19 protein-coding genes are annotated in these 23,269 nt (G+C 49.6%); 9 read left to right on the forward strand and 10 right to left on the reverse strand.

Going from position 1 to position 23,269, the window contains the following annotated elements; all coding sequences use genetic code 11:
• Position 1: 1 nt before the first annotated feature.
• Positions 2-634, reverse strand: coding sequence for an acetyltransferase (locus AAHB90_RS09670; RefSeq protein WP_342084734.1), 633 nt, complete (start codon positions 632-634; stop codon positions 2-4).
• A gap of 122 nt (positions 635-756) precedes the next feature.
• Positions 757-1,443, reverse strand: coding sequence for a hypothetical protein (locus AAHB90_RS09675; RefSeq protein WP_342084735.1), 687 nt, complete (start codon positions 1,441-1,443; stop codon positions 757-759).
• A 107-nt stretch (positions 1,444-1,550) separates the two neighbouring features.
• Here AAHB90_RS09675 and AAHB90_RS09680 point away from each other — a divergent pair, with 107 nt between their 5' ends.
• Positions 1,551-3,044, forward strand: a complete 1,494-nt coding sequence (locus tag AAHB90_RS09680) for a M61 family metallopeptidase (protein ID WP_342084737.1) — start codon at positions 1,551-1,553, stop codon at positions 3,042-3,044.
• 10 nt (positions 3,045-3,054) lie between these two features.
• Here the strand turns inward: AAHB90_RS09680 and AAHB90_RS09685 are convergent, their stop codons facing one another.
• Together AAHB90_RS09685 and AAHB90_RS09690 are read right to left on the reverse strand one after the other, a co-directional pair.
• Positions 3,055-3,966, reverse strand: a complete 912-nt coding sequence (locus AAHB90_RS09685; protein ID WP_342084739.1) for a TIGR01777 family oxidoreductase — start codon at positions 3,964-3,966, stop codon at positions 3,055-3,057.
• 29 nt (positions 3,967-3,995) lie between these two features.
• Positions 3,996-4,856 carry a lysophospholipid acyltransferase family protein gene (locus AAHB90_RS09690; protein ID WP_342084740.1) on the reverse strand — a complete coding sequence of 287 codons (861 nt, stop codon included), beginning with the start codon at positions 4,854-4,856 and terminating at the stop codon, positions 3,996-3,998.
• 283 nt (positions 4,857-5,139) lie between these two features.
• On the opposite strand from AAHB90_RS09690, the gene AAHB90_RS09695 reads away from it, so the two are divergent.
• The 5 genes from AAHB90_RS09695 to AAHB90_RS09715 all read left to right on the forward strand — a co-directional run bounded on the left by AAHB90_RS09695 (position 5,140) and on the right by AAHB90_RS09715 (position 12,931).
• Positions 5,140-6,609 (forward strand): M48 family metalloprotease, encoded by a 1,470-nt coding sequence (locus tag AAHB90_RS09695; protein ID WP_342084742.1) that lies wholly within the window; start codon positions 5,140-5,142, stop codon positions 6,607-6,609.
• 157 nt (positions 6,610-6,766) lie between these two features.
• A complete protein-coding gene (locus tag AAHB90_RS09700; RefSeq protein WP_342084743.1) occupies positions 6,767-7,234 on the forward strand; it encodes a MarR family winged helix-turn-helix transcriptional regulator in 468 nt (155 codons plus the stop codon).
• Positions 7,235-7,317: 83 nt separating this feature from the next.
• Positions 7,318-8,649 carry a TolC family protein gene (locus tag AAHB90_RS09705; RefSeq protein ID WP_342084744.1) on the forward strand — a complete coding sequence of 444 codons (1,332 nt, stop codon included), beginning with the start codon at positions 7,318-7,320 and terminating at the stop codon, positions 8,647-8,649.
• A gap of 81 nt (positions 8,650-8,730) precedes the next feature.
• A complete protein-coding gene (locus tag AAHB90_RS09710) occupies positions 8,731-9,783 on the forward strand; it encodes an efflux RND transporter periplasmic adaptor subunit (RefSeq protein WP_342084745.1) in 1,053 nt (350 codons plus the stop codon).
• 25 nt (positions 9,784-9,808) lie between these two features.
• Complete coding sequence (locus tag AAHB90_RS09715) at positions 9,809-12,931, forward strand: efflux RND transporter permease subunit (protein WP_342084746.1); 3,123 nt, start codon at positions 9,809-9,811, stop codon at positions 12,929-12,931.
• A gap of 172 nt (positions 12,932-13,103) precedes the next feature.
• Here AAHB90_RS09715 and AAHB90_RS09720 read toward each other — a convergent pair whose 3' ends face one another.
• The 4 genes from AAHB90_RS09720 to AAHB90_RS09735 all read right to left on the reverse strand — a co-directional run bounded on the left by AAHB90_RS09720 (position 13,104) and on the right by AAHB90_RS09735 (position 14,777).
• A complete protein-coding gene (locus tag AAHB90_RS09720; protein ID WP_342084747.1) occupies positions 13,104-13,346 on the reverse strand; it encodes a hypothetical protein in 243 nt (80 codons plus the stop codon).
• A gap of 274 nt (positions 13,347-13,620) precedes the next feature.
• The gene (locus AAHB90_RS09725) at positions 13,621-13,998 is read right to left on the reverse strand and encodes a hypothetical protein (RefSeq protein ID WP_342084748.1); all 378 of its coding nucleotides are present in this window, start codon (positions 13,996-13,998) and stop codon (positions 13,621-13,623) included.
• Positions 13,999-14,012: 14 nt separating this feature from the next.
• Entirely contained in the window at positions 14,013-14,372 is a 360-nt protein-coding gene (locus AAHB90_RS09730) for a helix-turn-helix domain-containing protein (protein ID WP_342084749.1), read from the reverse strand.
• Between the two features lie 12 nt (positions 14,373-14,384).
• Positions 14,385-14,777, reverse strand: a complete 393-nt coding sequence (locus AAHB90_RS09735; protein ID WP_342084751.1) for a hypothetical protein — start codon at positions 14,775-14,777, stop codon at positions 14,385-14,387.
• A gap of 262 nt (positions 14,778-15,039) precedes the next feature.
• Here AAHB90_RS09735 and AAHB90_RS09740 point away from each other — a divergent pair, with 262 nt between their 5' ends.
• Positions 15,040-15,819 (forward strand): hypothetical protein, encoded by a 780-nt coding sequence (locus tag AAHB90_RS09740; RefSeq protein ID WP_342084752.1) that lies wholly within the window; start codon positions 15,040-15,042, stop codon positions 15,817-15,819.
• A 288-nt stretch (positions 15,820-16,107) separates the two neighbouring features.
• Here AAHB90_RS09740 and AAHB90_RS09745 read toward each other — a convergent pair whose 3' ends face one another.
• Positions 16,108-18,591, reverse strand: coding sequence for a glutaminase family protein (locus tag AAHB90_RS09745; RefSeq protein WP_342084754.1), 2,484 nt, complete (start codon positions 18,589-18,591; stop codon positions 16,108-16,110).
• An 83-nt stretch (positions 18,592-18,674) separates the two neighbouring features.
• Complete coding sequence (locus AAHB90_RS09750) at positions 18,675-20,789, reverse strand: protein-disulfide reductase DsbD family protein (protein WP_342084755.1); 2,115 nt, start codon at positions 20,787-20,789, stop codon at positions 18,675-18,677.
• A 187-nt stretch (positions 20,790-20,976) separates the two neighbouring features.
• Between AAHB90_RS09750 and argB the strand changes: the two genes are divergently transcribed.
• Together argB and AAHB90_RS09760 are read left to right on the forward strand one after the other, a co-directional pair.
• Positions 20,977-21,765: an acetylglutamate kinase gene (gene argB / locus AAHB90_RS09755; RefSeq protein WP_342084757.1), complete on the forward strand. Its 789-nt coding sequence runs from the start codon at positions 20,977-20,979 to the stop codon at positions 21,763-21,765.
• A 149-nt stretch (positions 21,766-21,914) separates the two neighbouring features.
• Positions 21,915-23,243 (forward strand): cytochrome c, encoded by a 1,329-nt coding sequence (locus tag AAHB90_RS09760; protein WP_342084758.1) that lies wholly within the window; start codon positions 21,915-21,917, stop codon positions 23,241-23,243.
• Positions 23,244-23,269: the final 26 nt, after the last annotated feature.

Here is a 23,269-nt window from a genome sequence, read left to right on the forward strand (position 1 = left end):
ATCAGATTTTTCGTGCCGGATTGCCAAAATAGGTAGCTCTCGCAGGTACATTCTCGACAACCACCGATCCGGCACCGATCCGCGCATTCTTGCCTACTTCAATTCCAGCCACAATTACAGCCCCGGAGCCGATGAATACGCCGTCGGCCAGTTTTACACGGTCGTTGATGATCGCACCCGCGCCTATGGTCACGAAATCGCCTACGATCGCCGAAGTGTCGATGATGGCGCCCGTTTGCACCAGGCAATGGTGGCCGATCACTGTCCGCGCGCCGATGGTAGCGTGCGCAGCAATGAGGTTGCCATGCCCGATGGCCGCCATACCCGAGATCACCGCCGTGTCGTGGACCGCGTTGACGGGCATATTTTTGTATTCCTCCGTCAGCGTTTCAACCAGCCGTTCCCGTACCGAACGCTCACCGATGGCGATGAATGCTTCGCACTTGGTACCCAGAATGCTGAGAAAGCTGGTATCGTCGGTATTGCCGAGCACGCTTACATCCGCAAATTCTTTGCCGTGCAACTCCGGATGGTCGTCGAGAATACCGTAAACGAGTACATTATTTCTTCTGAAAATATCGAGGGCCTGCATACCGAGGTCGCCGGCGCCGAAGATTAATACGGGGTTTTCCATAATTGAGATTGATATTGAATAAAAAGCCTTCATCTGAATGGTTAGTTCAAATGAAGACCAAAAACTTGCCGTTGGGCTGCCCTGGCGAAATTCCTAATGGAACTGCGGCAGTCGCACTGTGCTTACAGGAATGTCAGTCGGATCACAATGGGCTGCCCGAGGAAAAGTCCGTTTGGATTGACATTGTTTCCATAGTCATCCAGTTGGTTGTCGTAGTTGAAATTATATAATGCCTGAAGGTGTAGCGCTTTGATAAAGCGGCCACCGACGGGCTGGCTGTATCCGAGCCCCAGCATGGGCGAAGTAATCCATTTCCGGGCGTTGTATTTTTTATAGGTATCGGCTTCGACATTCAAAGCTTCGACTTCCCCGATCACATTGAGTTCCGGGATAATAGCATACATCAGAAAAGCCCTGCCGCCGTAGTAAATCGCATCGACGCCTGCCCATTTGGATTTGAAATACATTCCTGTCACGCCTACGCCAGCCACAAGGGATTCCGTCAGTTCGTACCCTGCCATAGGCGACACATTAATATTGGTAAGTGTTCCAAGGCTTACCCCGAAACTTCCACCCAGTCGCAGACGGTCAATAAACTTTCTGTTCTTAAAATCGTCCAGTTTCTTCTTTTCTGCCAGAACGGGTTTCTGATCCTGGGGCTTTCTTTCAACGGGAGGTACTTCCTTTCTTTCCGGTTGGTCCTTTCGAAGCGAATCGGGGCGGTAGTATTCATCGTTCTGGGCCATAAGCGAAGGACTAATCAAAACCGCCAGGAGAAACAGGATTGGCAGGAGAATTTTACTTTTCATCTTAAAATCGTTTATTTTATAATATTGTAACTGGTAACGTAGGACTATCTGTTTATTGTCTGCTGAAACTGCGCTTCCGGCCCCTCTTAACACCACGCGTTTCGTCTATGCATTATCACATTTCGGTACCAGACCCACAATCCCGTTTTCTTGACATTATTTATACCATTTCCGAAATCAATAGCGAACAGATCGAAATCCAGCTGCCGGCATGGCGCCCGGGGCGGTACGAGCTCCAAAACTTCGCCAAAAATATTCAATTTATTGAAGCAATATCAGCCGCCGGTAACAAACTGCCTTTGCATAAGGTAACCAAAGACCGATGGCGGGTTGGAACTGCGGGTGAAAACGAGGTGCGCATACATTATACTTATTACGCATCTATCCAGAATGCGGGCAGTAGTTACGTAGACGAGGAATTGTGGTATCTCAATTTCATCAACTTCTGCATGTACACCGAAGGCCGCATCAACGAATCCTATCGCGTGGAGCTCGATTTGCCCGAAGGTTACCAGATTGCCTGCGGATTGCCTGCGGCAGGGAAGAATGCATTATCGGCCAGGGATTTTTATCAACTGGTTGATAGCCCGATGCTGGCTTCGGAAACGCTGCAGAAGTGTGAATACGAGGTTCGCGGCATTCGGTTCAAAATATGGATGCATGGCAACCTTAAACCCAACTGGCGGCGCATCGAGCGCGATTTTCGCCGCTTCTCACGTGAGCAGATTGCCATGATGGGTGAGTTTCCTGAAAAAGATTACCATTTCCTGAACCTGATTTTACCTAACGCATTCTACCACGGCGTCGAGCATCAGAATTCCACGATGATCGTGCTGGGGCCCGACGATGAAGGTGAAGGCCTCTATTCCGACCTCCTGGGCGTGAGTTCGCACGAACTTTTTCATGCCTGGAATATCATCCGTATCCGTCCTGCGGAGCTTTTACCCTATGATTTTACGAAAGAGAATTACTTCCGTACCTGTTTTGTGGCCGAGGGATGTACCACTTATTATGGCGACCTTTTCCTGAGACGGGCAGGCGTTTTCAGTGAGGAAACCTATGTGAAAGAATTACAGGTCTACATGAAGCGCCATTTCGAAAGCAGCGGCCATGCGGCACAGTCGCTCGTGGAGTCGTCGTTTGATCTTTGGCTGGATGGCTATGAAAAAGGCATTCCGAACCGTAAAGTATCCGTTTACCACAAGGGCGCATTGGTAGCCCTCATTCTGGATTTGTATTTAAGGAAGAAAACCAATCATGCGCAGTCGCTGGACGATGTAATGCGGCTGCTATGGGTGCGTTTCGGCAAACCATTTATTGGTTATACAATTGAAGATTACATAGGCATCGTCGAGGAAGTGGCAGGCGAATCGTTGGAATGGTACTGGGAAGAGTGCATTTTCAGCGCCACCCCGCTCGAAGACCGCCTGAACGAGGTACTCGCATTCGTGGGATTACAAATGTCGGTTTTTAGTAATGGTAATGTGCAACTGAACGTGCTGGATGATTTCAAGGCGCAGGTGCAGCGTGAAAAATGGCTTGAAACCGTGCAGGTGCTCACGATCGAAGAGGAGGAATTGGAAGGCGAAGAAGAAGAGTAACGGCCGATGGTCAGGCAAGTTCTGCTTGTAATGCACCTTCCAGGTCGCCGTACCGGTAACTGAACCCCGTTTCGTTTTCAATTCGCTCGTTTACCACATAATTTCCTCCCAGCACGACTGCGGCCATCTCTCCGAAGACGAGTTTCAATGCAAATGCGGGGACATTAGGAAGCCATTGCGGGCGGTGCAGGACCTTGCATATGGTGTTTGTGAGGTCTTCGTTCGTTACAGGCGGCGCCGCAACTGCATTATAAGCACCTTGCCAGTTTTCATTTTCCAGTGCTTCGATGTACAATCTGCACATATCGTCGAGATGTATCCAGGAAATCCATTGTTTGCCGGAGCCCAGCGGCGCGCCTACGCCGAGGCGTGCGGGTAATGCCATTTTAGGGATTGCACCGCCATCTTTGCTGATTACAATTCCCGTACGAAGCTTGGTAGTCCTTGTGCCCAATGCGGCAATTTCATCTGCAGCTTTTTCCCATTCGACGCTCACATGCGAGAGGAAATCGTTTCCGGCAGGTGAGGTTTCCGTATTTCGCTTGTCGCCGGTATCCTGACCGTAATAGCTGATGCCGGAGGCTGATACAAATGCTGCCGGTTTTACCTGCTTTTCGGCGAGTTTTCGGGCGATAAGTCTGATCGATTCGGTGCGGCTTTCGAGAATGGACTTTTTGCGATCTTCGGTCCAGCGGCCTTCTGCAACGTTGCTGCCGGCCAAATGCACGAGAAAGTGCACGTCGTCGACCGCGCCTTCTTCAATATAAGCTTTATTAATATCCCATTCAAAAACCTGAACGGAAGGTATGCTTGTCTTTTTCCGGCTCAGAAATGCGACTTCGTAGCCCTTATCGAGCAGCATTTGCGTGAGCCGTTTTCCGATAAGTCCCGTTCCACCGGTGATCAGTACTTTCTTTCCCATAAAAATTGGTTTGAAAAAAGCATACCACGCTAAATTTCGAGCTGTTGCGAGGCGTCGCCCGGCGAGGCGTCGCCCGGCGAACCGTCGCCCGGCGAACCGTCGCCCGGCGCTTCCTGTTCGATCGCTTGTGTTACGCGCGCGACCATTTCTTCTACCGATTCGTCAGGGTGGAAATGCATGGGCGGTTTGAACTGCACGGTCAGCCTGGTGTTCCGTTTTTTGAAACGCAATCCTTTTTTATCAAAAGCTCTTCTGAATCCGTTGATGACGACCGGGATGACAATAGGGTGATGGTCGTTGATCAGGTGCGCAGTGCCTTTACGTACAGGGGCATACGGTTTGGTGGTTCCTTGCGGGAAACTTACCACCCAGCCATGCTGCAAACCCATTCCGATACGGTCCTGGGCGGAAGTGTCGAGCTGGCGTTTTACGTCCTCGCCGTTTGCCCGCCACGAGCGCTCGATGGTAATGGCCCCACCCATGCTGAACACTTTGGGTAAAAAACCACCTTTCATCGTTTCGGCTGCGGCTACATAGTACATTCTTGCCCTCGGGGAGAGCAGGTAAAATGGCGGGGACATGGTATCCTTGTAGCCCCATTTGACGGCGCAAAAAATGTGGAAGAATGCGATCACGTCGGCGAAATAGGTCTGGTGGTTTGACAGGAACAACACGCCCTGGTCCGGGAGATCCATCAGGTTTTCGGTGCCGGTAATGCGGATCTTATTGACAGCCGTGTAACGATAATAGGTGAACCAGCCGAGTATGAAAATTAGTAATCTTTTAATAACCAGAAAGTTGCCGAACGGGTCCTTCTCGAAAAGACCCAGAAAATCCATTCGGGCGAGCCAGGAAGGAAGCGCGCTGTATGTGATTTTTTTAAAACTCATAGTGCAGTAAATGATTAGCACGCATAGGCATCATGCAACGAAGGTCAGGGTTCTCTTTTAAAATTTTGGTACCACAAAGGCTCCGCCCAATGTGCGGACGAAGACGTAATTTAGATAATATGCGGAGCCAAAGTAAAATATTTTTTGCCGGTTGCCTAAATGCTGACGGCGCCAAGCCGAAAGCCGAAAGCCGAAGTCACTATTTGGCATGATTCTTTGCATATAATTGGTGAGAACCTTTAATTTTGACCAACTCCTTCATTTAAGTCATTTTTCAAATTTTATGAAAATGAAATACGCATTTCGCATTCTGCCGGCAGTTGTGGCGGCAGGAATGCTCGCAGGTTGTTCCAAAAATCCGGTGACCGGTAAGAAAGAGATCGTCTTTATGTCGCAAGAAAAAGAGATCGCTCTCGGAGCCGAATCGCACCCGTCTATTGTGGCCACAATGGGCATTTACGACGATAAGAACCTGCAATCCTTCATCAACGAAAAAGGTATGGCCATGGCGAAGATCTCCCACCGGCCTGATTTGCCGTACAAATTCTTTATCGTAGACTCTCCGGTGGTCAATGCATTTGCCGTGCCCGGCGGTTACGTATATTTTACACGGGGAATTATGGCGCATTTCAATAATGAAGCCGAATTCGCCGGGGTACTCGGGCACGAGATTGGCCATATCACCGCACGTCACTCGGCACGTCAGCAGACTTCGCAGATTTTTGGCCAGGTAGGGCTCGCGGCTGGGATGATCCTTTCCCCGCAGGTACGCGCCATGGGCGAGCAGGCGCAGCAGGCGCTGGGCTTGTTGTTTTTGAGTTACAGCCGCGACCATGAAACGGAATCCGATAAAATCGGGGTTGACTATTCCAGTAAAATCGGGTACGACGCCAGGGAAATGGCAGATTTCTTTGGTACTCTGAAAAGAATCTCCGAGAAAGCGGGACAGACTATTCCTACGTTCCAATCAACCCACCCCGATCCGGGCGACCGTATGCAGAAGGTAGGCAAGCTGGCTGCGGAGTACCAGACCGCTCATCCGGGCAAATACAATGTGAACCGCGATGTGTACCTGCGTAAAATCGACGGGATTATTTATGGTAACGATCCGCAGCAAGGCTTTGTTGAAAACAACAATTTCTACCATCCGTCGCTCAAATTCCAGTTTCCGGTACCGAGCGGCTGGCAATATGAAAACTCGCCGGCTCAGTTCCAGATGGCAGCCAAAGACGGTAAATCAATGATGCTGTTCACCCTGGCGCAGGGCAAGACATTGGAAGAAGCGGCGCAGGCAGTGGTGAAAAATTATGGCTTGAAAGTGATTGAAAACGAGAAGGCGACTATCAATGGTAACCCGGCGGTTGTGATGGTATCGCAGCAAGTGGAGCAGGGCGCTAACGGCCAGGCAGCGGCTGCAACGGCCAACACGATCCAGGTTGCCACGTGGCTGATCCAGTATGGCGGCAACATTTATGCCATCCATGGTGTGGCAGCGGCAGGCAACTTTGCAGCGAATGCGGGACAATTCCGCTCGGTAGCGCAGGGTTTCAAATCCGTTTCAGACCCCGGCATCCTGAACCGCCAGCCGGAGCGCATCCGCATTAAAACTGCCCAGCGTGACGCGACACTACGCGATGTGTTGAAAGACAATAACCAGCCGGATAGCAAACTGGATGAACTGGCGATCATCAACGGTATGGCGCTGACAGACAAGGTAGCGAAAGGATCTCTCTTCAAAACCCTGGGCAAGTAAACACTACTTCGAAAAATAGGAGAGCGGCGGCATCAACAATGTCGCCGCTCTTTTTGTTAGCCGTTCATCACAGTCATTCAACCATTAGTCAAGGGATCGAAAACTTTTCTCTTTGAAATTTGGTTGATATATCAACACAATTTACCTTTGTAACATCATGAGCGCAAACATAGATAGCTGGCAGAATCTTAGGGAAGAATTGAAGAACTCGTTGCAATTCAAATTGGGGGCCGTTACTAAGACGGTTTTCAAGAAGATGAATGCGGAGCTTGTCAATGAAGGTATACCCGTTCTGGCCGAGCAGCTGCCGATTCTGATGGTTGTATATTTCCAGGAGCAAGCGCGGACGCAGCAGGACATTGCCAATATCTTGCAAAAAGATAAAGCCGGTATCCAGCGTTCTGTGCAGACATTACATAAGGATGGTTTCCTGAAAATTGAAAGTGACATTGAGGACAAAAGAAAGAACCTGATATCACTTACGCCAAGCGGGAAATTTGTTTGTGAACGCATTCAGTCGCTGGCGATCGCTTTTAACAACCAGATTATGGAGCATTTTACGGAGCAGGAATGGACGACTTTCCTGGGATATCTGGACAGAGTCGTCAAAATAGTAGACAAATAAATTTTTTTGAAAAGATAGTTGATATATCACCAGTAGAGGTATCAACTATCTAAGATTAGCCACAAAATCAACAACAGGTCAAAATGAAAGTGAAATGGATAGCCGCAATGATCGCAGTCGCCGCCTCGGTGGCGCCGGGTTGGGCGCAGACGCGCCTGACGCTGAAAGATTGCATTGCCTACGGGATCAAGAACAACGGGAATGTCAAAATAGCGCAGTACAAGGAAAGTACGTCGGTGCAGCAGGGACGTGAGGCTTTGGCGGGATACTTACCGCAGGTGGCGGGTACGGCCTCGCTTGACGACAACCTGAAACTGCAATCGACCGTGTTGCCGGGGGCGCTTTTCGGAGGGGAAGACCGCCGTGTTGCATTGGGTACCAAATACCAGAGCAATGCATCGGCACAGGTGGATCAGGTGATTTTCGATCAGTCGCTGCTGGTGGGCATCAAAGCCAATAAGCCGAACCAGGAAAATGCCGTATTGAACTCGAAGAAGACCAAAGAAACGATCATATATAATGTAGCAAATGCCTATTACCAGGTGTTTGTGACCCAGCAGCAGATCGCGCTTTTGAAAGACAATTTGGATAAAACCAGCCAGATCCTGGCCACATTGAAACTGCAACTTGACAACGGCGTGATCAAAAAGGTTGATTACGACCGCACGCAGGTGAATTTGAACAACATTAAATCGCAGCTGACCCTGGCTGAGAGCAATCTTACACTTTCTCAAAACCAGTTGAAATTCCAGATGGGAATGCGATTGAGCGAGCAGCTCGAACTGGCTGACAATCCGTTGGATCAGCCTTTCAAACTCGTGGAGCCTGGCGCATTCGACGCATCCAACCTCACCGATTTCAAAATTCAGAACCTGAACATGGAATTGCAGGGCCTGGAAAAAGCCCGGATCAAAGCTGGCTATCTACCCAAAGTATCAGTTTACGGCCGTTACGGTATGCAGGCGCTCGGTAATGACCTGGGTACGTCTTGGGGCAACTGGTTCAGCTATGGAGCCATCGGCCTGAAACTGAACATCCCGATTTTCGATAGCTTCCGTCGCGACGCACAATACAAGCAGGCCGATCTGAACCTGATGACGCAGAAAGAGCAATTGAAGCTCAATGTGCAGAACTACGAATTGCAGAACAGCAACGCATTGACCCAGCTCCAAAAAGCGAAATCCAGCTTGGCAAGCGACGAAAATAATGTAGCCCTGGCAAAAGAAGTCTATGATGTAACAACACTTCAATACCGCGAAGGCACCGTTCCGCTGACCGATTTGCTCAATGCCGAAACCTCGTACAAAGAGTCGCAAAGCAACTATATCAACTCAATGCTGAGCTATTACCAGGCGAAACTGGGCTTGGAACAATCAACAGGCAGCCTCAACGATTTTTACACATCATTACCATAGCACTTCATTAACAAACCAACATTTATTCACTCATTGACTCATTCGACATTCAGTCATTCGGTCATTCAGTCATTCAAAATTATGAAGCGAAAACTCATCATCATCGGTTCCATCGTCATTATAGGCGTTTTGATCGGCGTGCGACTTGTTGCCAACAAGGCGAAGATCGACGAAAAGAAGAAAATGCCGGACAACAAGAATGTAACCATTCCGGTAACGGCCATTGCGGTAAAGGAAGGCAGCGCCGATCAGCAACTCGTTCGTACCGGTAGCCTTATTCCTTATAAACAGGCCGAAATTATGGCCACTGCTGCTGGAAAGGTATTGTCTGTGAAATATGAGCTTGGTACGCATGTGTCGCAAGGCGCAACGCTTGTGAAAGTGGATAGCAAATTAAAAGAGCTGTCGCTTGAAGCTACCGAGTTGAATATCAATAAATTGAAAAAGGACACTGACCGTTATTCCAAACTGTTGGCAGGTAATGCGGCGACCGAAGTGCAGGTGAACGATACCAAATACAACTACGACAATGCATTGAACCAGGCCGAGCAGATCAAACAACAGATCAGCGACGCGTCCATTCAGGCGCCTATCAGCGGCCGCATTGTAAAGAAAAACATCGAGCCGGGTGAGTTTGTGAATGTCGGTACTTCGCTCGGTACCATCCTGGACGTATCGCGCCTGAAAGTGCAGGTGATGATCAACGAAAATGATGTGTATAAACTCAAAGAAGGCCAGCACGTGCAGGTGAGCACCAGCATTTTCCCCGGTAAAAAAATCGACGGCGTGATCTCCTACATTGCGCCACAAGGCGACGAATCACACAATTATCCGGTGGAAATTGTGGTGAAGAACTCAACCGAGCTGAAAGCCGGTACATTCGTCACTGTTGAATTCCAGCAAAAGAGCAGTGCGCAATCGCTCCTCATCCCGCGCAGCGCGCTCGTGGAAAGCGTGCGTAACCCGTATGTGTACGTGGTGGAAGGCGGCGTGGCAAAACAGCGGAAGATCGAAGTAGGTCGCGAAGTGGGCGACAATGTGGAAGTGTTGGCTGGCTTGAAATCGGGCGAAACGGTGGTTACTACCGGACAGATCAACCTGAGCGAAGGCGCGGCGGTGACCATTACAAAATAAGTTTCATCAGCAAACTGAAAGCATTATGTCAATTACTGAAGTAGCCGTAAAAAGACCGCTCTTCATCACCGTAGTATTCGTCGTATTGATACTGTTCGGTTTGATCAGCTATAACCAGTTGTCTTACAACCTTCTGCCTAAATTCGAGGCCAATGTTGTGAGCGTGATGACGACCTACCGCGGGGCTTCCGCGGATGAGGTCGAAACGAACGTGACGAAGCATATCGAGGACGCGGTATCGGCCATTGAAGGGCTGGACCAGATCAACTCCACTTCACAGGAAGGTGTATCGTCCGTGATTATTCAGTTGAAACAAGGCATTAGCGTCGATCTGGCGCAACAGGAAGCGCAGCGGAAAGTGGAGCAAGTGATTTCACTGCTTCCGGACGATGCCGACCGCCCCGTGATCAACAAATTCTCAACCGACGAAATCCCGGTTTTGAGAATGGGTGTTACCGCGAATTTGTCGCCCTCCCAACTGTACGATTTGATCGACGACAAGCTGAAACCACAGCTTTCGAACGTGAGTGGCGTGGGCCAGGTGACTATTATTGGTGGCACAGAGCGCCAGATTCAGGTGAATATCAGTCAGGATAAATTGAAGGCTTACCATTTGTCGATCAGCCAGGTTTCGGCTGCGATTAACAATGCGAATACTTCCTATCCCGCCGGCCAGGTGAAAACCCAGGACGACCAGCTTTCGATCCGTTTCGACGCGAAACTGACGACGGTTGAAAACCTTAGAAATGTAATCGTAGGCCGCTCGTCGAATGGCGGACAGATCTTCCTGCGCGACATTGCGGAAGTGTACGACGGCGCGGCCGATGCAACGGCTGTAAACCACATTAATGGTCGCCCGTCGGTGGCATTGCAGATCCAGAAACAATCTGACGCCAATGCCGTGGATGTGAGCAAGCTCACCCGCGAGCGTTTGACGGGTTTGGAAAAACAATATGCGTCGCAGGGTTTGAAATTCAACATTGCTTCCGATCAGTCGATTTACACATTAGCTTCTGCCGACGCGGTGGTGTTTGACCTTGGACTGGCGGTTCTGATCGTGTCCGTAGTAATGCTTTTGTTTCTGCACAGCTTCCGGAGCTCGATGTTCATCCTTGTGGCATTGCCGTCGTCGATGATCCCGACGTTCATTCTGATGAGCGTAATGGGCTTTTCGCTGAACCTGATGACGCTCATGGCGCTATCGCTCGTGGTAGGTATCCTCGTCGATGACTCCATTGTGGTTTTGGAAAACATTAACCGCCACCTTGAAATGGGCAAAAGCCGCTGGCAGGCCGCATTGGACGGCCGGGCAGAGATCGGTTTCACCGCTTTGGCGATTACCCTTGTGGACGTCGTGGTATTCGTGCCGCTTGCATTGACGCAGGGCCTTATCGGTAACATCCTCCGCGAATTCTCGCTCGTAGTCGTATTCTCGACATTGATGAGTTTACTCGTGTCCTTTACATTGACTCCCTTGCTTGCCTCCCGTTTTGGTAAGTTGGAAGTCTTGGATAAAAACAGCCTTTGGGGACGTTTGAACATTGGTTTTGAAAAATTCCTGGATAATATCAAAGAAGAATACGGAAGGATATTGACCTGGGTACTCGGCCACAAACGCTACATTTTCCTGCTTTCAATCGTATTGATCGTCGGGTCCATTGCATTGGTACCGGGCGGATTCGTGGGAGCGGCATTCATGCAGCAAAGCGACCGGGGTGAGTTGAATGTGTCGATCGAATTGGCGCCGACAGCGTCGGTTTACCAAACCAATCAGGTAGCGCAACGTGTTGAGAAAATCCTTTTGGCTAAACCGGAGGTAACCAGGGTATTTACCAACGTCGGTTATAGCAGCACTGGTTTGGGGACCACTTCGAACAGTAACATTGCGGATCTGACGGTTCAATTGGTGGATAAAAAAGAGCGCACCATATCGTCCGAAGAATTTGGTCAGGGTATTCAAAAAGAAATCCTGCAAATCCCGGGCGTAAAAGTGACCGTCGCACCGACTTCCATTACCGGTAATGCCAACCAGGCACCAATCCAGGTGGCCGTAAAAGGTACCGACATGGCAGTGATCCGAAAAGTTGCTGCACAGGTGAAAGACATCGTGGCATCCGTACCGGGTTCTTCCAACGTTGATTACTCGGTGGATGATCCCAAACCGGAGGTCGGTGTAACCCTTGACCGCGAGAAAATGGCCCAACTAGGCATCAATGCCGCCGAAGTGGGAGCCACATTGCAAACTGCATTCCGCGGCGACGACCGGTCGAAATTCAAACAGAAAGGCAAGGAATACGACATTATGGTTAATCTCGACCAGTTCGACCGCTCCAAAGCCGACGACATCCGTCACCTGACGTTTGTAAACAGCTCCGGCCAGACATTCGAACTGTCGCAATTTGCGACGATCCGGGAAGGAATGGGCGAAAGCGTGTTGCAGCGTATCGACCGTCTGTCATCCATTACCATTAATTCGCAGGTAGTAGGCCGTCCATCCGGTTCCATCGGCGCCGACATTCAGGCCAAAATGGCGAAAGTGAAACTGCCGGAAGGCATCAGCATCGAGTACCGCGGCGATTTGAAAAACCAGGCCGACGCATTCGGCAGCCTCGGAGCCGCATTGGTGCTGGGTATCGTGTTGATCTACCTCATCATGGTGGCGCTTTACGAAAGTACCATTTACCCGTTCGTCGTGCTCTTCTCGATCCCGGTTGCATTGGTCGGTGCGCTCACCGCCCTCGCACTTACGATGGAAAGTTTAACGATCTTCTCGATCGTGGGTATGATTATGCTTCTCGGATTGGTAGCCAAAAACGCGATCCTGATCGTCGACTTCGCCAACCAGCTGAAAGAAGAAGGTTTTGCATTAAAAGAAGCCCTCATCGAAGCTGGCAAAGAACGTCTCCGCCCGATTTTGATGACGACCATTGCCATGATCGCCGGTATGTTGCCTATCGCCCTCGCATCAGGTGATGGGGCTGAGGTGAAGAATGGTATGGCGTGGGTGATTATTGGTGGTTTGACAAGCTCGTTGCTGCTGACGCTGTTCCTGGTGCCTAGCGCTTACTATGTGGTGGATAGGATTAAGGAGCGGTTTGCGAAGGGGAAGAAACAGAAGGCTAAGGAGGAGATGGTTTTGGAGGCGTAGAAGTTTCGAGACGCAGCTGATAAGAAAATAATCCAATACAAGCGCCTCGTTCTATCAATGAATGCGCCCCGCTAGTGTCACACTGAGCGAAGTCGAAGTGCATTGCGAGATGCCAATGAGCATCGTGCAATTATCCTTCGACTGCGCTCAGGATGACAGGGGCGCGAGTCATTTAAGCTCTCACACTCTCAATGCGCTGCATGAAAAACACCAGCTCCCTGAAAGTCATGAAAATGTCACTAACACGCGGGTTGTAGCCAGCCTCCTGCTGGAACGCCATTGCATCGCTGTAAATCGACCATAGGTGCTCCCGCATTTCGGAAGGGCTGCCTGCGTTTAACAGTTCCTTTACTTGCCTGCCGTAGGCTAGGCAAACCGAATCCTCAGATTCGGGAATGTGTGTTGATGGTGTCATGATGATAATGTGTTAGGATGAATGAAATGCCCTGCATTAGGTGTCCTAACGCCATTATCAGCGTTCGGGGGACTTTCGAAACACCCACACCATAGCAGGGCAAAAACTTGAAGCTTTTTCATGATAGATAATGTTTAAGGAAAGCGTAAGTTGGGGAAGTGCTGGGAGAAATGCAAGGAGGTGTTGATACGATTATCCGCCGGTTATAATTGTAAGAAAACAAAATCGCTGACAGCTCGGACTTGCCAAATGAAGGGAGTGAGACCAATTTGACTTAAAATTCAAATAATTCAATCACCTCACATTCTCCAACCTTCCTACCACCTTCTTGAAAATACCCAATCGTTCCAACTTTCAAAAATTCCTTATGGTAGGGGATGAACTCATTGCTGACTATCCACATTCGTGCAGTGCCAGACATTGGAGCGTATTCTGTTTCATCTAGTATGCGACCATTCTCATCTTCGAACTCCGGCCAGATCATGTAGAGCGAATGCTTGAACTTACCGTCATTCTTGTAGTGGAAGTTACATCTGTAATGCTGCGATGCAGGACTGTACCGGCCACCTTCTTCATAGGAATACAGCCGGTATCTGACCCGGAAATTGGGTTTTCGGTTGAAGGAGATTTCGTAGGGCCGGAATTCAGGCATGTCGGTCGGTAAATCTAACGAACGGTGATATTTGGAACTGTGCCGTTTAAGTTAGGAGCTTTCTTCTTTTTGGATTTGCCTTCTACCTGCCTTTGCGCTGCCTCGGCATTCAAAATTTGTTCAATCGTCTCAAATTTAATAATAGGCGCCTTCCCAACGAGCAATGCCAGCTCAATCAACTTGGAAATGGTGAAATTGAAATTGCCATTTAGAATTTGAGACACGTAGGAAGGCGAGACATTTAATTTCTCTGCCACCTGCTTCTGGGTCAGGTTATTTTCCTCCATGTAGGTGTTGAGTAGGTTGAAAACCTGAATCTGTACTTTTGCGAGCCAGTATCCGCTACCTCGCAAAATTTCCTCGCGTTCTGTCATAAGTTCTTGTGGTTAAATTCCCTGTGAATGAATCTCCTTTAATAGTCGTTCCAGATATTTAAAATCCGCTTTCTGGTCAGTCTTGCGACCACCAATTAAAATTACCCTTCCTGTTTTTTCCAGCTTGAAGAGATAGAAGCGTAAGTGCTTACTTTTAGCCTCGTAAAGCTGGTAGGGCAATTTTCCGAGCTTCAATTGGCGAAAAATCGTTTTAGGCAACGTTACAAGATTGCATGAATCTTCAATGGTTGAATAAATCTTTTCAATTTCAAAATTTAACACGGCATCGCGCCTCATAACTTTTTCAAACTCGTCGATTGGGCAAATCTGGTTAATGGCCAGCTTGAAAAGTTTGATTCTTGTCGATGACACCTTACTTGATAACCGAATGCTGAACTTTGTCATAAAGTTAAGTTATAACTTAATACTTGTCAAGTCAGAAACACGACTTGTTTCAGCAGAAGGCTTTGTTATGATCTCATTTAATCTGTTTTCGGAAGACCAATGAGTGGGCGGCTTTTATCAATGAATGACCGGCGATCATCCTTGCAGATTTAACATTGAGCGTTAGATTTACAAGGAAGCAGAAAGTCACCAGCCAGGCCAACCCGTCATGCATACCCGCCCAAGGCGGAAGATATTTTAATATATGTTCTACATTCACAATATGAAAAACCACATTCTCTCAGTGCTGATGCTGCTTTCAGGCATGGCCGCCCGCGCCCAACAGGCCCCGGAAGCAGGTCTGCGAAGCCGCTATATCCAACTTGTGAAAGGAAGCGAACAATCAGATTTTCGCCGGGTAGAACTGCGTTCCGACATTGACACAACCTGGTTCCGATGGAAAGAGCGGGGATATAGCTTTGGATTTGTCCCTGGTAAAACGCCGATGTACACGACCGTAAACGGTATCCTGAGCACGCCGTATATGATCCAGGTCCGGGGTAATGCCGAGGAGCGGAACAGGAAACGCTGGGGTTACCATGTGTTTGAAGGGTATGCCAAAGACGATAAATCCCGCATTACCATGCTCGTCAACAAACACGTGGAGGCGGAGAGGCCGGTGGCGGAGCTTTACTATTACTCCACGGTGTATAACCACGATGAAACGGCCTATAACTGGTTCAAAATCGGCTCCGACGTTCGGCAGCATTCCTTTATGTTCGGGCGGGATAAGGCATTGTTCTATGGTTCGCTGAAACTGACCAATGCATTAACCCTCGGCGCTATTGGAAAAGAAGATATTTCAACCACAAAACCGGCCGGTGATGACGAACAGAATGCGGAGAAGGACGCCAAATATGTCAATTACAAGGAACTGAAAAACGGCGGGGACGGGACGATCTTCTACGATAAAGACCGTGACATCGTAGTGATCAAAATCAAAGGAAAATGGATGAAAGTCGCTGTCGAAGCACTGCCGGAGGGAGTTAGTTATGATTTTTGAGATGATTTAAGTCTATCAGGAATGTCACCCTGAGCGAAGTCGAAGGGCCCGGCGCGATGTTCACGGTGCCGTATGGACTGTCTTCGACTTCGCTCAGACTGACATTTTTGCAAGTGCTCAGGGTGACATTTTCGACTTCGCTCAGACTGACATTTTTGCAAGTGCTCAGGGTGACATTTTCGACTTCGCTCAGACTGACATTTTTGCAAGTGCTCAGACTGACATTTTCGACTTCGCTCAGACTGACATTTTTGCAAGTGCTCAGGGTGACATCGATCTAACTTATTATCACTCCCACTTCTCCCCAAGCACTTTCATCCAATACCCCCCAACCACAGATCTTGCCCGAAATCCGACCGACTTTCCATTGGTCGTTTCATGCCAGTCCGACAGCGGAATGCGGTCCGAAGTACCATTTGCAAATTTGTAAACGGGCTGTATTAACGCCTGGAAATCCTCGGGCTTTTCGGCCATGGTGGCCGTCCAGATGATCCAATCAGATTTGGAGTAGGTCTTGCGGCTGTCCAGCGGGAGGCCGAAAGGTTGCTGTTTGGTTAGATAATAGGCGATCTCTTTCTGAGCTACTGTTTTCGGAAACACATTCAGGCCGAGAAGTTTATCCCAAACAAGGTTGTATTTCTGGCTCCAAGTACCCTTTTTGTCGAACGTCAACGCGTAATGATCGCCGTCGGCGGCCATTTGCATCCATTTTTGGGCGAAGTCTTTGGTTAATGCATTCACTTCCGTTGCTTCTTTGGACTCTCCGAGTTGTTCGGCCATTTTTGCGTAGCAGGCCAGACCCATAATGGCCTTAATCGATAAGTTGGTGTTCCGTGCCAAATGGCCTGCAAAATCGTCGGTGCAGAGCTGGTTAGCAGGGTCGAAGCCTTCTTTTTTCAAATAATTTGCCCAAATGCTGAGCGTTTTCCAGTGTTTTTTGGCGAAATCGGTGCTTCCCTCGGCTTTGCAAATGGCGTAGGTGAGAATGAGCATATTGCCGGATTCTTCCACGGGCATGTCCTCACCGTACGTCTGTCCGTTCGCGAGCGGGTATGTGCCGACATCGTGCGCGGCGAACGGTTTGGTCCATTTGCCGCTTTCGGAATAATAGAAAATAGGTTCGAGCATGCCTTTGAGCAGCGTCGGGTTGTAAAGCAGGAAGAGTGGCGCCGATGGATAAGTAACATCAACCGTTCCAATAGAGCCATTGCTGAAATTTTCTTTCGAGAAAAACAATGGCGTGCCAGTTGGATCGGCTACGAGTTTGTGCGCGGAAATGGCCTGACGGTAGGCTAGCACGCAGAGTTCGGCATATTGTTTTCCTCCGGCTTTGAATGCATCGTCGTAGATCGTCTTGTCGGTTTCTTCGCAGCTTTGAAGGATTTTCGCAAAATCGGTTTCTGCGCTTTTCAATTCTCCGCCAATGGTTTTGTTGCCGTCACGGTTCCACCACGGACGCAGGTTTTGGCCAAAATACTGAACCGAATAGCCATCGTCATAAGCCAGCAATGCATGGAGCGATTTACTTTCCGCACCTACCTTTCCTGCATTCAATATCAAACCCATTGATTTTGTATCCGCAGGAGCGGCACCAGCCTGGTCAACGCTCAATGTGCCTTTGGAAGCAAATTCTTTTATTAAATCAGTCGATAAACTGATTGCTGAACCCTTCACAGTGCCTTGCGGAGCTGCGAGATAGGCCTGGCCCCAGTCGATTCGGACATCGTCGCCTTTTCTGGCCAGCGGGTTTTGAACCGCATTAGCGAGGGATAATGTCGTTAGGCCGTCTTGATTCGCCTCTTTGCCGGTAACCGACTGACTCGCGTCGTTTGTAGCCCAAAGCCCGGAAACGGAGTTCAGAATGCTGACGTCATGCTGCTTTCCGTCGGCTGATTTTACTTCATAAATCACATAATTCACCGGACGCGAAAGCAAATCCAGATCCTTTGCGATCAATGGAGCGACAAATCGTACGGTCAGCTGCACCGCGCCCGCCTCAAAACGATAGACGGATTGGGTTGCCTTCATTTCAAAACCGATCTGTTTCGCCAATGCAATGGCATCGGCCCCTTTTGGAGCAATTTCGTCGGCCAGGCCAATATCAATATATCCCGGTCCAGCGCCATTTTTCACATAAGCGGCCAGCGTATTTTTGCCTTTTTTCAATGCTTTCGCCGCAGCCGGACTAATCGGTCTGAACTCATAATCACCCGTAAAGCAAGGCGCGCAATCGTAAGCGGGCACACCGTTGATGAATACCTGCACATCGTCGTCGTGGAAGATATTCAGGACCGGCTTTTCGAAATCGACGTTTGCAAGATTAAAATCGCGGCGATACCAGAGTTCCTGCGGGAATTCGGTCCCGCCTTTGAGCATGGCGTCATTGCGGTCGTGCGTACCGAATGGTGCAGGTCCCTGTTTCCAGGTGCTGATGTTGTAGCCGTCTTTGAACCACCATTTCGGGTCGGGCTTGGTGGTGGTGAATTTGGCGGTGTAGGCTTCCTGCTTGGCGGTTGGCAGGATGGTTTTCACCTCAGCAGTCGCTGCGCCCAGGAAGCGGTAAGTCTTGCCATCGACACGGATAAGACCGTCCATCGGATGCGGCTTGCCGGTCCAGTGTTTGGTGGTGGAGCCCGAAAGCTGATCGCCGAAGGACCATACGCTGGTGTAGGGATCAATGGTCACCAGCGGCGTGGCGGGTGGTCGGATAGTTTGGGCAAAAATCGTTGAGGTGGTGAGTAGCGTCAGCGCGGTAAGCCAGCGTTTGAGCATAGTTTCGGTCGGTTTTTTAAAAATAGCGTTTAGAAAAATCCCGTAATGATAGGGGATAAGTTCTATACAGCGCAAACCGACGCCTACTTCTTCCCAAACGCCGCCTTCCCGCTATCCAGAAACGAAGCAAATTTCGCCGGATCGAGGTCGTAGTTTTTAGGCGCTACGAGCAGGTTGCCTTCATGATCTACCAGGCAGTAATGCGGCTGTGCATTATTGTTGTACTTCACAATTTGCAGGTCGGCATTCTGCGCGCCGATGGTTTTCTTCACTTTATTATCATATTTTGAAGTATACCATTGCGATTCGGGCAGCTCGGTTTTGTCGTCGACGTAGAGGGCGACAATCACATAGTCGTTGTTCAGGCGCTGCAGTACCGCCGGGTCCACCCAGACGCGGGCTTCCATTTCGCGGCAGTTGACGCAGCCGTGGCCGGTGAAGTCGATGAAAACGGGTTTGTTGACCTTTTTGGCATAGGCTAATGCTTCTTTGTAATCGAAAAAACCTTCCAGTTCGTGCGGTAAATGAAACAGGTCGGCATACTTGCGTGCCTCGCCTGAAACGCCGGAAGTAGAAGCGGCGGCTGTCCTTTTATTTAAATCAAAATCCAATGTAGACTGCGGAGGCAGGTAACCGGCCAATGCTTTCAAGGGCGCGCCCCACATGCCCGGGAGCATATATACCACGAACGTAAAGGTGATAATGGAAAGCAGCAACCGTGGTACGCTCACTTTTTCCAAGGGAGAATCGTGCGGCGTGCGGATTTTCCCTAGCAAATAGAAGCCCAGAAGCGCGAAAATGACGATCCAGAATGCGAGGTAAATCTCACGATCGAGCAAATGCCAATGGTAAACCTGGTCGGCGATGCTGAAAAACTTCAATGCCAATGCCAATTCCAGGAACCCTAAAACCACTTTAACGGTATTCAGCCAGCCGCCCGATTTGGGTAGGGATTTCAGCCATTGCGGGAACAATGCAAAAGATGTGAACGGGATTGCAAAAGCAGCCGAGAATGCCGCCATACCCACGATCGGTTTCACCACTTCGCCACCTGCGGAAGCGACGAGCAAGCTGCCGACGATGGGGCCGGTGCAGGAAAATGAGACGAGCACCAGTGTAAATGCCATAAAGAAAACCCCGGCATAACCGCCCTGATCCGCTTTCTGATCCATTTTATTCACAAAACCACTTGGTAACACGATTTCGAACAAGCCAAGAAACGAGAGTCCGAATGTGATGAAAATCGCGAAAAACAGCAGGTTAGGCAGCCAGTGCGTGCTGAGAAAGTTGGCAAATGCCGGGCCATTCAGCCGCGACACGACGGTACCTATTAATGTATAGATGAGGATAATCGAAATGCCATATAAAAATGCCTTGAATTTGCCCCGCTCCTGGTTGGTGAAAAAGCTGACGGTCATCGGAATGATCGGGAAGACGCAGGGAGTTAGCAATGCGACAAGTCCCGATAAAAATGCAGCCAGTGCGAAGGCCAACAGCGAACCACTCGCGGCGGGTGTTTCAGTAAATCCTTTTTGAGAAGCTTCGGGCGCGGTGGCTTTGATGGCCGTGGAGCTATCGGCTTTTTCGGGACTGTCGCTGGCTGTAACGGTGATGGCAGTGTCGGCAGGAGCGGTTGCTACTGTTGCCGGTGTTGCGGCTGGTTCGGTAGCGGGTTTCGTAGCGCCTACTGAGGGCTGTTCAGTTGCTGCGGAACCGGCGGCAGCGACTTTTAATCCTTTGAATTCAAAATCCTCTCCTCCCGGAATGCATAGGCCGTTAATATGGCTGCAAGTCTGGTATTCGGACGTCCCTTTGATAACCGGGTTGTCGGCCAGGATTTTAACTGTTTGCTTGAAAACGCCTTTTCCTTCAAAATAGCGCACATTTCCCTGCCATACTTCTTCAAATTTGGTCTTGGGATTCTGCGGTTTCAGCTTGCCGACCAGTTCGAAAGTTTTGTTCTTTTCGAATGTAAATGTCGTTAGCATCGGGCCAAGGTCCGGGTCGAAATCGGAGGAATACATGTACCAGTCCTTGTCGATGGTTGCGGTGAAAACCAAGTCGACCGTTTCGCCTTTTTTGACTTCCGGTTTGGAAAAACTATAAGTCCAATGCGCTTTTGCCTTTTGGACCTGCGCGTGCGCGAAGCCGGTTACGAAAAGACAAATGCTGAGAATGAGTATGATACCGCGTTTCATGTCGATGTTTGGGGTAATGGCTTTTGCCAACCGGAATGGGCCGGCCGATCAATCTATAATTTTGATAGAGCTTTCTTAACCAACGTAATTTTCACAAAAAAATTCATGATATAAAATTCCCTTTTCACCGTTTCGCGACTTTACTACCTTTGTCGCCTCAAATTCAGAATAGTTAACAGTTATTAACATGTCCCAAGCCTTATACGTAGTCAAGATCGGCGGTAATGTGATCGATAATCCGGAAGCATGTGCCCGTTTCCTGAAAGCTTTCGCGCAGCTCGATGCCCCCAAAATCCTCGTGCACGGCGGAGGCAAAGTTGCGACCCAGATCGCCGCGAAATTGCAGATCGAGACACAAATGGTGGACGGTCGCCGCATTACCGACAAGCCGATGCTGGATGTGGTAACGATGGTCTATGGCGGACTGGTTAACAAAACCCTCGTAGCGCAACTCCAGGCAAGCGGCTGCAATGCAATCGGCCTCACCGGCGCTGACGGCGGGATCATACGTTCGGTGAAGCGCCCGGTCAAAACGATCGATTACGGATTTGTGGGAGACATCGAAGCCGTGAATGGCGAGCAGATCAACGCTATCCTGTCCAGCGGGCTCACACCCATTATCGCCCCATTAACGTACAGCGCCGAAGGCCTGCTACTGAACACGAATGCCGATACCATGGCTTCCGCCACTGCCGTGGCCATGTCCGGAGCATTTGAAGTGACCCTGATCTATTGTTTCGAGAAAAAAGGCGTTCTGTCCGATCCCGACGACGACGATGCGGTGATCAGCAGGCTGGTTCCCGCTACTTATGAAGAGTATAAATCTACCGGCGCTATTAATAAAGGTATGATCCCAAAGCTCGACAATGCATTTGCTGCATTGCATTCGGGGGTAAAGCAGGTGATCATTTGCCATGCGGATGAATTGGCGAATGCGGTTGCAGGCGGTGCTGGGACGGCGATTGTGCTGAGGTAACACTGTAAATTTAGGAATCCAATTCCTAAGTTTCACGGTTAACAGTGATGTGGCTAAAAGTGACATGTATTTTTGTGGCCCAATTATTAAATTTTCTTAAAATTTAATTTAAAGTTCTTAAATTGCATGAGTTAAACCCACTCATTACCATGTTGTTCCGAAAAGGCCTTGTTCTGGTTTTTTTGTTGTTGTGTGATTGGTGTGCAGGCCAGGCTCCCGAGTTCTATAAGGATGTACAACCGATTATTCACGTTAACTGCGTACCGTGCCATCGTGCGGGTGAAGCAGCCCCATTTCCCCTCGTAACTTTCGAGGACGTTTCTAAACGTTCCAAATTCATTAAACAGGTCGTCAGCTCGCGGTATATGCCGCCGTGGAAGGCCGATAATCACTACAATTCCTTTGCAAATGATCGCTCGCTGAGCGAAAAAGATATCAAAACCATCGTCGGCTGGATCGAGGGCGGCACACCCAAGGGCAAGGTCAACCTCAAAGGCGAACAGGACCTGCAAGCCCGCCTCGACGCCGGTACTGCCTATAAGCGCAAGCCCGACCTCAAACTGAGCATGAAAGAGGCATTCACGCTGAAAGGCGATACGAAAGAGCGTTTCGTGATGTTCAAAATCCCGTTTGAAATGGCGCAGGAGGCGAATGTGGAGGCCATTGAATTCACTTCCAACAACAAAAAGCTGATCCACCACGCCAATTTTGCGATCCATCCCGTGCCCGACGCTTCGGTGGACTTGCATAACACGGTCGATGTCGTCGATTTGAGCGGGCCTGAGGGCGATAAATATTATGAATGGGTCAAGTATAAAAAGGAAATGACCTACTACGGCGGCTGGATCCCTGGAACGACTGTCGAAGGATACCCCGAGGACATGGGTTGGGTTATGCCTAAACGCGGCGTGGTGTTGCTGACCGTACATTTCGGCCCGAGTTCGGTGGATGCGCAAAGTATTGACGGGTTAAATATTTTCTTCAAAAAAACACCGATCAAGCGCAAAGTGAAGGTAATCAGCCTCGGATCGGGTGGTATCGGTGAAAAGGAGATCACGCCGCCGCTGATGATCTTTGCCAACGAGGTGAACAGTTTTAAATTACGCATTGCGAACAACCAGCCGGATATTTCCCTGCTTTACGCATGGCCGCACATGCATTACCTGGGCAAGGAGTTCAAGGCTTATGCGACATTGGCGACGGGTGATACCGTGCGCCTCGTGCATGTACCCGCCTGGGATTTTCGCTGGCAGGAGATTTATAAGTATAAGAAACCGGTCCATCTGCCAAAGGGGGCCGTGGTGACGGTGGAAGCGACATACGATAATACGGCGAGTAACCCGGCAAACCCGCACAATCCGCCGCAACTGGTGATGTCGACGGGCAATATGCGGAGCGATCAGGAGATGATGACGCTCATCCTGATGTATGTCGACAGGCAGCCTGGCGACGACGAGCTTATTTTCAAGTGGAATTGATCTGATAATTTCATAAACGGAAGTGC

This window comes from Dyadobacter sp. OTU695 (genome assembly GCF_038440355.1).
Classification (GTDB): Bacteria; Bacteroidota; Bacteroidia; order Cytophagales; family Spirosomataceae; genus Dyadobacter.